The following is a 15,098-nucleotide window of genomic DNA, read 5'->3' as shown; positions in this document are numbered from 1 at the left end:
CTAATCTCCTTGTTAAAAGGCATGACCCCTTCAAATTTCTCACAAAATCTCCTGTAAAAAGCTTTCACCGTACTCTGGTTTTTCAACACCAACAAATTCGGCCATCGTTGCCGCGATATCAGCCATCGTCTCCCTGGTTCCAATTGAAACGGGTTTGACATGTTTTCCAACAATTAAAATGGGCGTTTGTTCCCTTGTGTGATTTGAGTGGCCAATTGTTGGATCGTTTCCGTGATCAGCCGTAATGATAAGGACATCATCCTCGCTTAATTGCGGAATGAAGGAAGCTAAAAACGTGTCTGATTCCTCTAACACTTCTTTGTACCACACGCTATCTTCTTTATGACCAGCTAAGTCTGTTTCTTGGACATTTACCAAAAAGACTGCATTTTCTTCACTATTTTTATAAAGCTTGGCATAGGTTTCGAGAACATCTTTCGTATTTACGACGGGATCGCTATATCCATTTGCTTGAATGACATCCGCAGTTTTTCCAACGCGATAAACAGGAATGTCATGCAATTCTGCAATATGAGCAAATTGTTTTTCAAAATCCACTCCATATCCCAAATGAACAACTTGGTACCCTTCTCCATAAACATTGGCTTTAGGAGCGTCCACTCCCCATTGCCCAGGATTATTCTCTTTTACAACGGAAAGAATCGTTTCAATATTAGACTTTTCATTGCCAAAAATAATCACTCTGCTCGTATCTACATTTTCTCTTACAACTTTTCCTATTTTTGTAACTTCCTCGAAAGATAATTGATTTAAATCTCCGACTACGTTAATAATATTCCCCAACTGTGACTCAAGATTATCGCCAATAACCACAGCACCATTTACTAGCAAAATAGTAGACTCTTCAATCGGGTTGGTTACATCGTAGCCCTTTTCTTTTAATGCACGCTTAAGGGTACTTCTGATATCTTTCATTAAACGTTTTTTCGAAACCTGCGGCCGGCTTCCCATGAGTTCCTGATGACCCATAAATGTATCTGCACCTGGATGTGCTAAGTTACTTTTACCATAGGCAGCACTTGGTGTCCCAACTTGGTCAACGATTTTTCCTAATCCAAGGTTATAAAGGCACGGAATATTTAGATCAACGCTCTCTCTGATGTGTTTGTACGTATTTGCATTGATATCCTCAATTTTTTGTTCCTTACAGTCTTCCATTGCCCCGACTCCAAATCCATCCAACACTAGCAACGTAATCTTACTCATACCTTAATTCCCCCTTCTTTGTAAAAAGCTAAGCTCTGGCTGATTGGAATTTACCTTTCGAACAAAGGCAACATGAGCTCTAGTTACGAAAATTTGCGTGCGAAAGGCGTATATTACCGTATCCGCAACCTTCATATTTTTCTCACGCTTTAAACAGCCATAATAATCGATATTTTCAGGTGACACACAATCCACTTTTGTTCGTTGTTCAAAAACCTCTGTTCCGTTACTTCCGTATAGTGCATTTTCCATATTGGAACGCGGGTAAAATCCACCTGCAATCGTGTAGGCATAATTCTCATCCATATGTGAAATTTCGGATACATAAATCATAGAAGGTACTTCTGGCAAATCCTCTTTGTAAGCGTGTAATGGTGTAGTCCCCGTCAATGCATGTCCTGGTTCACCATGTGTCACTCCATACTCTTTCAGCATTGGTATCGTATGACAGCTTGTCGCACTGGGAGCATTCACGTGAGTAACGATAATTCCTTTATTTTCAAGGATTTTTCGTGCCAGTTTTATCGTTTCCATATTAGAAGTAAATTCAAAGTCACTTTTTTCACCATTCATTTGCAGAACAGGAAAACTGGTAATACCAATCACACGGATTCCTTTTAATTTCAGCAGCTCATTCAAATCATCTTCAAGCTGATCTAATAAAAAACCGCCAAATTGGCCGGGATATACCATATCAGAAGGCTTAATCACACGAAGAATGACATCTTGAACCACAGCCAATTTTTCGGCTGCCTCTGAAAGTTGTTTACCTTTTTCTACTGAAAAAAGAGTAACAACCTCTGGCTTTAACTTTGTAAGTACTTCTTTCCATTGGGATTTACTTGGTTGAACAATATGACCAATATTACCAATTTGGCAATCTTGCTTTTTTAGTTCAAATGCTTCATCGATATCAACCGCAACCGCTCGCTCAATTCCATTTTGCTCGATTACCCGGCCAACAAACCCGCTTCTACCGATTTGCTTTGACATATAATACAAATTAAGACCATGCTCTTTTGCTGTTTGACTAAGTTTCCTTACGTTTTCTTCTAACGAATCCAGATCAATCACATACGTATTAGCCGGTATGACTCCTTCTTGATGGAGTTTTACCGCTGCTTGGATTAGTCCTGGGTTTCGTTTCATTGTCATATTTATAAACATGGGCTGTTCACCCCCTTAAGATTTCTTCTAGTACATTTTGTAAAATTCTAACCACAGTAGTTGCAGAAGATTTCATAGGATTTACTCTGACCCCATGTTGTTTCAAATCGGGTTTGCTTTCAAGAAAACTCGCAGATACCCGATAAATCATGGGAATTAATTCATAACGTGATTCTGCACCAACTGGATAAGTTGCTGCTCCATATTTTGAAGCCAGCTCAATTACTTTTAAGGCAATTGGTTTCTCAAATTCAATAATCACGTTTTTTGATTGCGAATTGGTTATATAGGCTTCTTTTATTCCATCTATTTCGCCATTATTTAATCGCAAACACAATTCTTCGACCTGCTCATTTTGGATTGCAATCATAACAGGAGCAAACGCCAAGCTTCGAAGCAGTTCATGTGCCTCAAAACCTTGTACTTGCCCTCCACCGGAATAATTTCGCTGGTGAAGCCGTTGAATTGCGTCTTTTTTTCCTAAAATCACACCAATGCCTTCAGGGCCTAACAGTTTAAAGCCTGAAAAAGTGGAAAAGTCCGCCCCTAACTGTGTACCTATGAATTCCGTTTTCATCGCACAATAATTGTCGTCCACGACAATCGCTAAATCAGGACGCAGCTCTTTTACCAGGGAGATGATTTCCTTTAAGTCATACTCATCTACAGGATGTTGTCGTGAATGCTGAACGTATAAAACTTTAGAGACTTTATCTTGTTTTAATACTTGGATGAGATTTGATTTATTATTAAAATTGACCGTGTTTTGTTTTAATCCCATTAAACGAAATGTTTCTTTTGTTGTTGTATACATGGGGGCCGAATGAACAATACATTGATCACCTGCTTCAAGCAATATACTTAGAATCACTCGTATGGCCCCAGTTCCGCTCCCGCGCACTAATGCACACGCCTCTGCTTCAAAAGTATTGGCAATAACCTTTTCGACTCTGGCGGTCGTCTTTGGACGGTGATAGTCAGGATGGAGACCTACATCACCTATTAAAAAGAATTCATTGTATGAGAACTCTTTGGTCACTTCATCCAATAGTCGAAACTGCAGTTGCTTTGCTTCTTCTAACGTCATATTTTTCAAAACAGATTGTTTGTATCTATTACTCATTTCCTGCCCTTCCTTCTAGTAATCAAAAAAATCTATTAAAACACTAAAAATTTACGTGGATTGTCAATAAGCATTTTTTCAATGATTTCATTTGTCACTCCGCTTTTTAATAGCGAAGGAATAAAGCTATCAAATAAATGGTTATAACCATGTCCGCCGTGTGCTTTCAAATGGGACTTTCTTGTAATATCACAAGACAACATAATCTGTTCTTCAAAGCCTCGGTCTAGTAATATAAGCAGGTTTTCAACCTTATCAGAATCTTTGCGGTAACTATTTTTACCAATAGTATCAAATTGAATATAAGCACCGCTTTGCAATAGCAACAGTTGTTCTTCAATATCCGTATTTAAATCCTGGTGACCGAATGAAATCTGCTTTATATTCACATCATTTCTTTGGAATATCTCAAGCTGTCCTTTTCCCATTGTTCCAATCTCGCAATGTGTACTAATCGGAGCCCCTGTCTGCTTATGAGCCATAATCGAAGCTTGAAACACTTTTTGTTCAGTAGGAGTGATTTCGTTAAGGCTGCTGCCGATTTCCGAAATGAGCCCAGCTTTGATGTCCGTTTCGTCCATTCCATTCGTAATTTCGCGAATCATGATATCAGCTAACTCTTCTGCTGATTTTTCAAATACAAAAGCTGGATACACAGATTCCTTATAAAAACCAGTGGAAGCAACAATGACTAAATCATGCTTTTTGGCAATATGATAAAGTGCCTTTGCATCTCTGCCCATACCGATATTCGAAACCTCTACAACTGTGTTACAGCCTGAGTCCTTCAGCATTTGGATTTCCTGGTCTAAAATAGGAGTGTCTTCAAGCCTCGAATCCTTATCTTCTTCTTGGCGCACGCCTGACAAATCAAAGACAAGATGTTCATGAATCATCGTTTTCTGCACTTGCTGGGGATCTATTGCTCCTGTTACTGAATGAACTTTCAAAGTAATAACCTCCATAGGGAAAGGTAGGTTGGACCTACCTTTCAATTTTTTAAACTAAATGAAGAAAATATAATAAGTTCAGAATAATACCTGTTAAAATGATTGCTACTGGACCTGCTGCAAGTTTCATTACCGGACGGCCAAGACCTTCGTTTGCAGCGTATAATAGAATATAAACCGTTAACGATAAACCAACTGCATCTGGCGCCATTTTCATGGCAGCAAAAGCACCACCGATAAATAAGGCCAGCTCAATCATAGAGTTCATAGATGAACGAATATTATCGGAAGCTTCACGTAATGACGGAAAACGCTGTAAGAACCGGCCAATTCCGCGAAGAGCAATAACTTCTAAGCAAACCCAAAGCGCACCAACAATACCTGCAAGAATTGGGTTCGGTATTAATAGACCAATAGGGAAAACAAAGGTTAAACCAACAACACCATAGACACCCGTCGCAAGGGCAGTTGTTGCAATCAATGGAATAAAACTGATCCCTCTGATAATGTCAGCAATTGCTGCACTTTGCAGGAGGTTGCTTCGCTCATCCCCTGTAGCAGCCCATGCTTGCTGCAGGATTGGACCATCGACCTCAGACCCATTCATTAATCCCAGATTCGTAGCGACGGCAAGTAGTGCACCGATCCCCGCTAAAATCGGCAGACCTTTAAAAATTCTTTTTGTCCGGGCGTCAAAGATGTTCTCTTCTTCCGTATCAATCGTAATTTCAGCCTTACTCTTCTTGTCTTTTATGATGGCAAAAGTAATTAATAGAATCATACCCATTAACATCAAAACGGCAATTTGCATCGTAAAGCCGGAAAGCGTACTTCCCAGAGAATAGTTATTTTGAGCTTGTGATAGTAAATCCTGTACATGTGGATTGTTTTCCGCTGCATCCTTCAGCGCCTTCACTTTTCCAGCAAAGTCTGCCTTATTCGGGAAGGTTACCCCTGCAATTTCACTTGCATCTTTTAAATTGACATTTGCTTTATCTGTGTAAACGCCGCCCACCATCGGAAGGATTTGACGGACAACTAAAGCAGCAAGACCTGAAAGGAGTGCTCTTACCCAGCCAAATTGATATAAAATCGCGATAATTGGAAAGGCAGTGAACGCAACGAGAACGGGTGTTGATAATTCTCCTAACGAACCAAGTAAATCAATTGGCAGTAAAGAAAAGGCAGTCTGAACGCCTGTTAGTCCAAACAAAGCAACAAGTCCCCACACAGCTCCCAGCCCTGCCGCCATCCACCAGCTGGCAGCCATTACTCCTAAAATATCTGTTGGAAGGAACAGCAGCCATGGGTTTAACATCTTAAAGGAAACAGCAAAAGAGATCCCTACGGAAACAATAAATCCAATACTCAATCCGAAGGAGATAGAAGTCAGTTCCGTACGTTTCATTCGCCCTTCCAAAAACTCTGGTAAGATTGGGCGAATTCCATCATGGAATACCGCCTTTCCTAAATGCGCTGCTAATGCTGTTAAGGCAGTAAGCAATACAACGACTGCAATTTCAATAACAGATAAGTTTTGAAAGATATCCATTTCCCCAACTCCTATACAAGTTCATGTTTTTTAAGCAAGCTATTAATAATAACTGGTACAGCTTCTTCTATGCTCTCTACAGCCATACCAAAGGCGATTTTCCCTTCTTTTACTAACTTTTCTATCTCTTGCTGATTTGGTTTTTTTCCGTTTTTTGCCACTGTGGAACATTTGCCATAGCCTAGAATTCCAATTGCAACTGATAGTGCTGCACCACCGCCGCTGTTGCATGCTCCTAAATAATAATCTGCATCACCGGCTTTAACTTTTTTGGCCGCATCAAAATCGGTAGTAACGGTTACTTGTACATGCTCTCCACCTGCTGTTTTTGCACTTCTCTCAATAACGTCCTTTTTAAGACCTCCAACAACGATTCGTAACATTACGCATTCTCCTTCCCTGTTAACAAACAGAAATATAATGTAATAAAAGCTGCTTCCGCATCAATATTCATCTGGTCATTTTTCAGTAAATCTTTAGCAAATTGGTAATATTCCGGATTTTTACCGATGACCTTTTCTAATTCATCTGCTATATCAATAACAGGCTGGTTATCAGAAATTCTCTGTAACGCTACCGAAATGTGGCTCGTAAAAGAACCGGCATTCTCTTCGGTTAGTTTTACATCAAGAAACCTTTCGACTTCTTCCATTAGAATAGGCAGACGGTTAAAAATTTCATCATTGATTTGGTTTGTATCATGAAGAAGATCGATTCTCTCTTTTAAAGTAGCATCCATTTGATAATGCCCCTTTCTATGCTTTTTAAGATTATCAATATACCAAAAACTGTATATTAGGATATTTTATAACTTTTATTTTGTTACTCTTAACTAATTGCAATACAACATGATTAAAGTTAACCACCTTCACCAAAATACAATTTTTTGTATATTATGGCGAAAAAAATTAGTATTTAGGGATCATGTCACCGTTTACTACTTGCTTTTGAACATCAACAATTCTGCTTAAAGATAGCAGCTTAATCATATATTCCATCTTTCGATTTTCGGAATGAATGACACAAACAGCTTCATTCATTTGTTTTTCAAATTGAATCGCAAGCGGTGATGTCAGCGGCTTAATGTTATAAGATTCCGAATCAATTTCATCCACGTTCCAGATCATCGCATCAATCGTATGCGCTTTCAAATGTTGCAATAAATGCATATAGTTAAATTCTAAATACTCAACATTGAATCCCATTGCTTCTGCATTGGTTAATATTTTCTGGTCAGTAGAAAAGCTGTCCAATCCCACCTTCATCCCGTTCGTAATTCTTTCCATGCTTGGTTCAGAAAAGATAACACCATGCTCGGATACATAGGTTTTTTCTCCAAATTCCAAGGCGATTTTTAAGGATCTATCTTTTTTCATTTCCTCAATGGCTGAAAACTTGGATACAAGCGCAAAATCATATCTGCCATCTATAACTCCTTTAATACGAGGTTTCGAACCTCTCATAAAAGCAATATTCAAGGATAGTTCCAATTGCTCAAATTGCGAGGTGAGTCCTGTCGCAAGTCCCTCATATTTTTTGGAGTACGGAAGCGGCATTACTCCTGTTATTTGATAGGAACCAGAAAACTTTAGTAAGTTTGAAATATTTTTGTAGCGAAGGAATGTACCAAGATGTCCTCTTGCTTCTAATTTAATACAGTTTTCATTCTCTAATTTTTTTAACACCGTTTGGATCGTTCCGCGCCCCACTTGAAACCTTGCAGCAAAATCACCAACTTTTGGCAAACGCTCATTTACTTCAATGAACATTAACTCTTCGGCAATCTTTTGTAAGATCATTCCCTTTTTTGAAAAAAGATTTTCAAGGCTTTCCATTCATCACCATCCTCTCAATGTACATTTTTTTGTATAATGAGATAAAAATAAAAACCGCTCGAAGCGTTCTCTAAAACTTTATTCGAAAGTACCATTAAATATTTAGGAATATACAATTTTTTGTACTTTCTGTACACATAATGTAACATGGTTTAAAAGCGTTTACAATACTTTTTTTATAAAATTATTTTTCAATATACAAAAATCTGTATTTTGTATATTATAGAGTATGAATGTATTTATATAAAATTCTTGGCAGGGGTGAGTTAGATGTATCGAATGGTTTTTCTTGATATCGACGGAACCATCTTAGATTCTACAGAAAAATTAGATAGCAAATTAATCCAAACTATTAAAGATATACAACAAAAAGGGATACTAGTGGGATTAGCTACGGGTCGTTCTTTTGATGGGGCAAAAAAATATGGTGAAATGCTCGGTTGTTCCATATTCGTAACTTATAATGGAGGTTATGCTCTTTCAAACGGGAACATCATTCATGATGAGAAGATACCTTCCACACTTGCTTATCAATTATGCAGCGAAACGAAAAAATTAGGCGGTGCTTATATCCATTTTTCATACAGGGCATCAGTTTCTAATCGTCCGCCGCATGGAATTGAGTACTTACTGCCAGCAGCAGAATTATCGAATTTAACGGACACAAATCAGGATGCACATCGTTTGGTCCTCTATCTTAATCAGCATCAACGATCAATTCTTCAAGGAAAAATCACTGGTGCTGCGAGTTTTGATGAAGGAGATCGGTTGGAAGTCTTTCCGAATGGATCGAAATGGACTGGGATTTTACCTGTAATCAACATGCTAGGAATTTCCCCAGATGAGGTAGTAACGATTGGTAACGGTACAAACGACATAGGGATGTTACAAGAAGCTGGTTTAGGGATTGCCATGGGGAATGCACCTGAATCTGTGAAGGAAAGTGCTGATTTCGTGACAGAGGATAATGATCATGATGGTGTAATCTTGGCTTTAAATAAAGTTTTTAACCTTCAAAGTCAGTTTATATCTTAGTTCTTTTTCTAGAAGGATTTTCACACTACAAATAATTTACATTTCAAAAAGCCTGTTCCGGAGAAATTGAGATAAAAGAGACAAGGAAAAGCACCCACTGTATCGTATTAGATAACTAAACGATAATGGTGGTGTTTTTTTGTTTATTAAAATATAAGAATTTCACAAATTTTTGATATCAAACACCCGATTCCATATTAAAACCCAAAGATGATATACAAGTGCTTTTGGAATACAAAAAGCGCCTATCTAATGAAATACTGAATAGGTGCCTTAACAGGTTGAAGGAGGATTGGATCTGCTGGTGCAGGTTTGCCATTTAAAGCGTCAATATCAAGTTCAACTGCTTTAGCTCCCTTCGCAATCGGATCTTGTTGGATTGTACCATCAATCTTACCTTGGCGAATTTGTTAAAGAGCTTCGGAAGTACCATCAACGCCAACGATATATACTCTGAAGGGTTTTGTTTCTATATTTCTTAAACAATTTTCGAAAATAATTAACATTGCAACATCCTATTTTTTCAGCTATTAAAGTGAGAGCCATATCTTATTTAAAAGTAATTTTTCAGCTTCTTCTATTCGATACATATTCACTACATCGATAAACGTTCTTCCGGTGATTTTCTTAAATCTTTTACAGAAATGATGGGAACTGGTAAAAGAGGCTCTAGAAACTGAGCCCCTTTATTTCACTGCTGGTTGTTATTTAGTAATAGCTTGAAATGGATTCAGGTGTTTTCTTGATAGTAACCCCTCTGTACCTCCGCCTACCACAACAAGCCGTTTTTTCCAAGTTTTTTAACTTTTAAGCTTCTTCTCTGCGAACCCAGATATCTAAGATAACCGCCAAGCCAATGATGGCACCTTTAATCATTAATTGATAGGCATAGGTCATACCTAATAGAGTTAATCCATTACTTAGTACGCCGATGATAAGCGCACCGCCAATCGTACCAAGAACAGTACCTTGACCGCCGCTAAACTTTGTTCCTCCCAGAACAACTGCGGCAATCGCATCCAGTTCCCAGCCTGTACCGGAATCAGGAAGACCTGCTGATAGACGCCCGGATAACACAACCCCGCTAAACGCTGAAAGAAAGCCGCAAATAACGAAAACCATAATTTTCACTCTGCCTACATTCACTCCGGCTAAGGATGCTGCAATCGGACCGCCGCCCGTAGCGTAGATATGTCTTCCAAAAACAGTTCTGTTCAGAGTAAAGTGGGCCATAATTAATATCGCAGCGAGATAAATCAGGACAATGGGAATCGGTCCAATATTCATGGTTGTTAAATCTACATAAGTAGATGAGTCAATCGTGATTGGTGCTGAACCAGGACTTGAAGCGAGTGACAGCCCCCTTAATACGGACATGGTCACTAATGTAGCTAAAAAGGCTGTAACCCGAACCTTTACGACCATCATTCCATTAAATAACCCTATTAAGGCACCTAATACGAGAGATAAACATATTACTAGAATCGGATTCATGCCTTTTTGAATCGTGATGGCAGCGAACATTCCAGTAATTCCGATAATCGATCCTACTGATAAATCAATTTCACCGGCAATGATAACATACGTCATTCCAAAAGCCACAATCGCAATCATCGCCATTTGGCGAATAATATTCATAAAATTGCTAAAGGTTAAAAAATAGGGTGAAAGATAGCTAAACACAACCGCTAGTATGACAAGCCCTATAAAAATGATGGCCTGTGATGAGGTTAAGATTTTCCCTATCTGTAAATTCTTTTTATGATTTGGTTTTGAATTGATTACTTGTCTTTCCACTCCTAAACTCATTTAAACACCCCCAGTGGCAAAATATAAAATGATTTTATCCGTAATCTCTGAACCTGCCAATTCCTTCTTAACCTTTCCGTCATAGAGAACGATTGTACGATCTGCCAGCGACACTAATTCAGGTAATTCGGAAGAAACCAGGATAATGGACATCCCTTGTTCTGTCAATTGGCGAAATAACATTTGCAGTTCTGTTTTAGCGACTATATCAATTCCTTGAGTCGGTTCATCAAGCAATAGAATTTTTGGATTCAGGTTTAAACATCTGGAAATGACAACTTTTTGTGCATTTCCACCGCTTAGCTTCCCAACTTTCTTCTTTGGATCACCTGGACGGATATTTAAATGGTCAATATTTTCTTTGGCAATCCTGTCCTCATCCCTAGATTTAATAAGGCCTTTGGGGAATAACTGAGGCAGATTCGTTAAAGTAACATTTTCTTTTATTGACATACCAGGGATGATTCCTTCATTCCTACGATCTTCAGGGACCATAATAATCCCTAATCGAATGGCATCATGAATAGATTTTATCTTTACAACTTCACCATTTAATTGGATTGTTCCTGAGATTATTGGATCAATTCCTGAGATAGCCCTTAGAATCTCCGTCCTGCCACTTCCAAGTAACCCTGAAATTCCTAAGATTTCACCTTCAAAAAGTTCAAAACTGAGATTGCTGAATTTTTGTCCTGTCAGATTCTTTACCTGTAAAAGAGGACTAGCTTTTTTATCCGTCTTTTTCCTTTTTACGGATGAATCGTACAACAACTCATTATCGCCAATCATCATATTAATAATTTGTTTCGTGTTTGCCTCTTGTGTTTGAAGTGTTTCAATTTTTTTGCCATCTCTTAGTACGGTGATCCGATTGGAGATTTCAAAGATTTCATCCATACGATGCGATACATAAATAATGGATGTACCTCTAGAGGTTAACGTTCTAATGATCTCAAAAAGTTTTTCCTGTTCATCCTGTGTTAACGCTGTAGTTGGTTCATCCATGACAATAATTTTCGCATCACTTGAGATGGCTCTTGCAATTTCGATAAGCTGCCTTTCCCCAATACTTAAATTTTTAACAATTTGGGATGGGGATAAATTCATTCCTAAACCATTAAGCAGCGTTTGTGCCTCTTTTTCCATCTGTTTATCATCTAAGCGAATACCCTTTTTCTTTTCTCGTGAAAGAAATAGATTTCCAGCTACACTTAGGTTCGGCAATATACTTAACTCCTGAAAGATCATGGCAATTCCATGTTCCTGCGATGAACTTCTTGAGTTAATTTGTACTTGGTTTCCATCTATCAGAATACTGCCATTTTCAGGTCGATACACTCCGGCAAGAATCTTCATTAAGGTTGTTTTTCCAGCCCCATTCCCCCCCAGCAAAGCGTGAACTTCTCCTTTTCTCAAGTCAAAGTCTACGTTATCGACAGCCTTAAAACCTGAAAAAACTTTCGTTATTTGTTTCATTTCAAGGACATTACTAACCAAGATTACCCCCCCTAAAAATGTTTCTGGGTTAAATAGAATCTAACCCAGAAACAAAAGTTTTAACCAATTAATTGGCTAAAGTCTTTTGAAATACAGTCTTATATCGTTCTTTAACGTTATCTGGTGAAGTAGCTAATGTCGGTACTGTTACATATTTAGGAACTTCCCCGCCTGCAAGTTTCTTTAACAAGGCCAAAGTTTTGTACTTTCCTTCTGCATACAAGTCTTGAGAAGAAGTAAATACAACAATCTTATTTCCCTTTGCCATACCTTGGGCTAAATGGTCACTTAAGTCATGTGTTACGACAAAAACATCATCACGGCCAGAAGTTCTTACCGCTGCTTCCATCCCTAATGCCGGTGTTTCATAAACGCCAAATCCTCCGACTACATCAGGGTGTGCCGTTAAGATATTTTCAAATTCTTGCTGAGCCTGGTCTGCTGTATCGGCCTGTCCCCTAGCAACAATTTTATATCCTTCTTCACCAACGGCATCTTCGAACCCTCTTACTCGTTGTTCACATGTTAGAATATAGGCTCTTAAGCCCATCGTAGCTAAAGATTTACTTTTAATGCCTTCATCCTTCAGCTTTTTCACTAAAGCTTTTCCTGCTGCAAATCCGCCGCCATATCCATCTGGATCTACTAAACTAGTAAATTCACCTTGGTTAGGAGGACCGCCGCCAAGGACCACCGGAATCTTTGACTCATTTAATTTCTTAACTGCAGGTCCAAATGCGGCTGTATCTACCCCAATCGCTACGACGCCATTTACTTTTTGAAGGATTAAGGATTCAACGTCACTCATTTGTTTATTTAAATTTCTTTGTGCATCTGTTTGAACATATTTTCCGCCAAAAGATTCAACGGTCTCTTTAATCGCCTGGCCAATTACCTTCTCTGACGCGATGTCGCCAAAGTGAACAGAATAGCCAATAAATGGTTTCATCGCTTTAATTTTTTCAATTTCCTGTGGTGTTAATTCCAAAGTTTCTACACCGGCTGGTTTTCCTAACGCACTTTCTTCCTTTAAAGGCGGCAGCGCCGCTAACCCATTAGCAGATTCCTTTTGAGATGCTTGAGTTTCTTTCGCTGTTTCTTGTGTTGCTCCGCAACCTGCCAACAAACCTAACGTCAGCAGTGAACTACCTAAAATGGACGCAATTTTTTTTGTTTTCATCGTTTTCTCTTACCCCCCTGATATTAAATGATCGTTTGTACACTTTTTATAGTACATGTATAATAAATAATTAAAAATTAATAAAATTGCGAATAGTAATACATATTATTGTTAACGCTTACAAAATAAAAAATAGCCTCTCATTTATGTGGAAAAACTTAAAAGTTATTGAATAGCGATTCTCCTGATTCTTTCTTCAGATGCTTCGGTATGATGAATTTCGTCTACTATTTGCCCATCACGCAAAACTAAGATTCTATTGCACAAGCCGATTAGTTCGCTAATGTCGGAGGAAATAACCATGATCCCTTTCCCTTTCTGCGCAAGATCATGAATGGCTAAATATAATTCACATCTTGATCCGATATCAATCCCTCTAGTCGGTTCATTTATTAATAGTAATTCACTGTCCGCGACCAGCCATTTCCCTAGTATAACCTTTTGCTGATTTCCCCCGCTCAAATACTTAATTTGATCATGGATATGTTTTAATTTGATATCCAGTTCCATTACTTTTTCTAACGCCGTGTCCTGCTCTTCATTCAGCTGAATAACCTGCCATTTATTTAATTTATCCAAACTGGATATCGTAAGATTTTGCGATATATCCATATTCGTCAAAAGGCCCTCTTCTAGACGATTTTCGCTAACGTATCCCATATGCTTATCTACAGCCTCGTAGGGATGCTCTAGTTTAATTTCTTTACCTCGCCAATAAATATGGCCTGAATCTTTTGTCACTTGCCCTATGATGATTTTAGATAACTCGGTTCGGCCTGATCTTGATAAGCCTGCTATTCCAAGTATTTCGCCTTCATATAAAGAGAAGTTGATATTTTTTAATAAAGGTGCTCGCGACAAATTTTCAACCCGCAGCATCGCTTCCCCTTGATGATCGAAAATAGGCGGGAAATAATTACGAATATCCTTTCCGATCATTTGTTTTACGATTTCACGTTTATTTACGGTTTTGATATCGTTCGTACTGATATGTCTGCCATCTCTTAAAATAGTCACCCGATCACTGATTTTGATAACTTCATCCAGATAATGGGAAATAAAGATAATTCCTATTCCTTGCTTTTTAAATTCCCTGATTAGTGTATACAAACGATTCCGTTCTACCTCATTTAAGTTTGCCGTTGGTTCGTCCATTATTAAAACTTTTGACTTTTTACTAAGAGCTCTAGCAATGGAAACGATATATCGTTCACCAGGATCTATTGAAGAAACAAGCGTATTGGGATTCATTGGACACCCAAGGAGTTCTAATAAGCGCCTTGCTTCATACTTCATCTTTAAAAAATTCGGAATGAACCCTAAGAGCTTAGGATAATTACCTAAAAAGATATTTTCGGCAATGCTCATACTTCGAACTAACATTGGTTCCTGGTAAATAGTTGAAATTCCTAGTTTTTGAGCTTCTTGAGTGGATGAAATTTTAACTTTTTCATGATTTATATAAATTTCTCCCTCATCAGAGGTATAAATGCCGGCAATCATTTTAATTAAGGTGCTTTTTCCTGCTCCATTTTCCCCGATAATGGCATGGACTTCACCTGATTTTAATTCAAAGTCTATCTCCTCTAAAACTTTCGTACCAAAAAAGGATTTATGAATATTTTTTAATTCTAGAAGCATACATTCACCTACCAACGAAGATACATATTAATTACCAAAAGTTTACACGATGCAATAACAATATATAATTAAAAATATTGCG

General features: G+C 38.2%; 13 protein-coding genes. 1 reads left to right on the top strand and 12 read right to left on the bottom strand.

The window, feature by feature from the left end; all coding sequences use genetic code 11:
- Positions 1 to 39: 39 nt before the first annotated feature.
- The 8 genes from AC3ANL_RS04085 to yhfZ form a co-directional block, all read right to left on the bottom strand.
- The gene (locus tag AC3ANL_RS04085) at positions 40 to 1,227 is read right to left on the bottom strand and encodes a phosphopentomutase (RefSeq protein WP_488327994.1); all 1,188 of its coding nucleotides are present in this window, start codon (positions 1,225 to 1,227) and stop codon (positions 40 to 42) included.
- Between the two features lie 3 nt (positions 1,228 to 1,230).
- On the bottom strand, positions 1,231 to 2,394 hold the full coding sequence (locus AC3ANL_RS04080) for a YhfX family PLP-dependent enzyme (RefSeq protein ID WP_488327993.1): 1,164 nt from the start codon (positions 2,392 to 2,394) through the stop codon (positions 1,231 to 1,233).
- A 7-nt stretch (positions 2,395 to 2,401) separates the two neighbouring features.
- Positions 2,402 to 3,517 (bottom strand): aminotransferase class V-fold PLP-dependent enzyme, encoded by a 1,116-nt coding sequence (locus AC3ANL_RS04075; protein ID WP_488327992.1) that lies wholly within the window; start codon positions 3,515 to 3,517, stop codon positions 2,402 to 2,404.
- A 35-nt stretch (positions 3,518 to 3,552) separates the two neighbouring features.
- Positions 3,553 to 4,467, bottom strand: coding sequence for a phosphotriesterase family protein (locus AC3ANL_RS04070; RefSeq protein ID WP_488327991.1), 915 nt, complete (start codon positions 4,465 to 4,467; stop codon positions 3,553 to 3,555).
- Positions 4,468 to 4,516: 49 nt separating this feature from the next.
- A complete protein-coding gene (locus AC3ANL_RS04065) occupies positions 4,517 to 6,019 on the bottom strand; it encodes a YhfT family protein (RefSeq protein WP_488327990.1) in 1,503 nt (500 codons plus the stop codon).
- 11 nt (positions 6,020 to 6,030) lie between these two features.
- Positions 6,031 to 6,402, bottom strand: a complete 372-nt coding sequence (locus tag AC3ANL_RS04060; RefSeq protein ID WP_488327989.1) for a DUF2620 domain-containing protein — start codon at positions 6,400 to 6,402, stop codon at positions 6,031 to 6,033.
- Positions 6,402 to 6,758, bottom strand: a complete 357-nt coding sequence (locus AC3ANL_RS04055) for a PRD domain-containing protein (protein WP_488327988.1) — start codon at positions 6,756 to 6,758, stop codon at positions 6,402 to 6,404. Before AC3ANL_RS04055 ends, AC3ANL_RS04060 begins: the two co-directional genes overlap by 1 nt.
- Positions 6,759 to 6,927: 169 nt before the next feature.
- Positions 6,928 to 7,854 carry a GntR family transcriptional regulator YhfZ gene (gene yhfZ / locus AC3ANL_RS04050; protein ID WP_488327987.1) on the bottom strand — a complete coding sequence of 309 codons (927 nt, stop codon included), beginning with the start codon at positions 7,852 to 7,854 and terminating at the stop codon, positions 6,928 to 6,930.
- 270 nt (positions 7,855 to 8,124) lie between these two features.
- Here yhfZ and AC3ANL_RS04045 point away from each other — a divergent pair, with 270 nt between their 5' ends.
- On the top strand, positions 8,125 to 8,889 hold the full coding sequence (locus AC3ANL_RS04045; RefSeq protein WP_488327986.1) for an HAD family hydrolase: 765 nt from the start codon (positions 8,125 to 8,127) through the stop codon (positions 8,887 to 8,889).
- A gap of 807 nt (positions 8,890 to 9,696) precedes the next feature.
- Here the strand turns inward: AC3ANL_RS04045 and AC3ANL_RS04040 are convergent.
- The 4 genes from AC3ANL_RS04040 to AC3ANL_RS04025 all read right to left on the bottom strand — a co-directional run bounded on the left by AC3ANL_RS04040 (position 9,697) and on the right by AC3ANL_RS04025 (position 15,016).
- Positions 9,697 to 10,698 (bottom strand): ABC transporter permease, encoded by a 1,002-nt coding sequence (locus AC3ANL_RS04040; protein ID WP_098932701.1) that lies wholly within the window; start codon positions 10,696 to 10,698, stop codon positions 9,697 to 9,699.
- Positions 10,699 to 12,195 carry a sugar ABC transporter ATP-binding protein gene (locus tag AC3ANL_RS04035; protein WP_488327985.1) on the bottom strand — a complete coding sequence of 499 codons (1,497 nt, stop codon included), beginning with the start codon at positions 12,193 to 12,195 and terminating at the stop codon, positions 10,699 to 10,701.
- A gap of 67 nt (positions 12,196 to 12,262) precedes the next feature.
- Entirely contained in the window at positions 12,263 to 13,375 is a 1,113-nt protein-coding gene (locus tag AC3ANL_RS04030) for a substrate-binding domain-containing protein (RefSeq protein WP_488327984.1), read from the bottom strand.
- A gap of 165 nt (positions 13,376 to 13,540) precedes the next feature.
- Entirely contained in the window at positions 13,541 to 15,016 is a 1,476-nt protein-coding gene (locus tag AC3ANL_RS04025; RefSeq protein ID WP_488327983.1) for a sugar ABC transporter ATP-binding protein, read from the bottom strand.
- Positions 15,017 to 15,098 lie beyond the last annotated feature (82 nt).

Source organism: Neobacillus sp. DHD-1R (assembly GCF_057747995.1).
Note: the sequence above shows the minus strand (reverse complement) of the source record. Positions and strands in the feature narration are given on the sequence as shown.

What these genes read in the sequence shown, in the direction of transcription:
- AC3ANL_RS04040 (WP_098932701.1), bottom strand. Translation starts at nt 10,698, where the DNA reads ATGAGTTTAGGAGTGGAAAGACAAGTAATCAATTCAAAACCAAATCAT.
- AC3ANL_RS04075 (WP_488327992.1), bottom strand. Translation starts at nt 3,517, where the DNA reads ATGAGTAATAGATACAAACAATCTGTTTTGAAAAATATGACGTTAGAA.
- AC3ANL_RS04055 (WP_488327988.1), bottom strand. Translation starts at nt 6,758, where the DNA reads ATGGATGCTACTTTAAAAGAGAGAATCGATCTTCTTCATGATACAAAC.
- AC3ANL_RS04060 (WP_488327989.1), bottom strand. Translation starts at nt 6,402, where the DNA reads ATGTTACGAATCGTTGTTGGAGGTCTTAAAAAGGACGTTATTGAGAGA.
- AC3ANL_RS04025 (WP_488327983.1), bottom strand. Translation starts at nt 15,016, where the DNA reads ATGCTTCTAGAATTAAAAAATATTCATAAATCCTTTTTTGGTACGAAA.
- AC3ANL_RS04030 (WP_488327984.1), bottom strand. Translation starts at nt 13,375, where the DNA reads ATGAAAACAAAAAAAATTGCGTCCATTTTAGGTAGTTCACTGCTGACG.
- yhfZ (WP_488327987.1), bottom strand. Translation starts at nt 7,854, where the DNA reads ATGGAAAGCCTTGAAAATCTTTTTTCAAAAAAGGGAATGATCTTACAA.
- AC3ANL_RS04085 (WP_488327994.1), bottom strand. Translation starts at nt 1,227, where the DNA reads ATGAGTAAGATTACGTTGCTAGTGTTGGATGGATTTGGAGTCGGGGCA.
- AC3ANL_RS04045 (WP_488327986.1), top strand. Translation starts at nt 8,125, where the DNA reads ATGTATCGAATGGTTTTTCTTGATATCGACGGAACCATCTTAGATTCT.
- AC3ANL_RS04080 (WP_488327993.1), bottom strand. Translation starts at nt 2,394, where the DNA reads ATGTTTATAAATATGACAATGAAACGAAACCCAGGACTAATCCAAGCA.
- AC3ANL_RS04065 (WP_488327990.1), bottom strand. Translation starts at nt 6,019, where the DNA reads ATGGATATCTTTCAAAACTTATCTGTTATTGAAATTGCAGTCGTTGTA.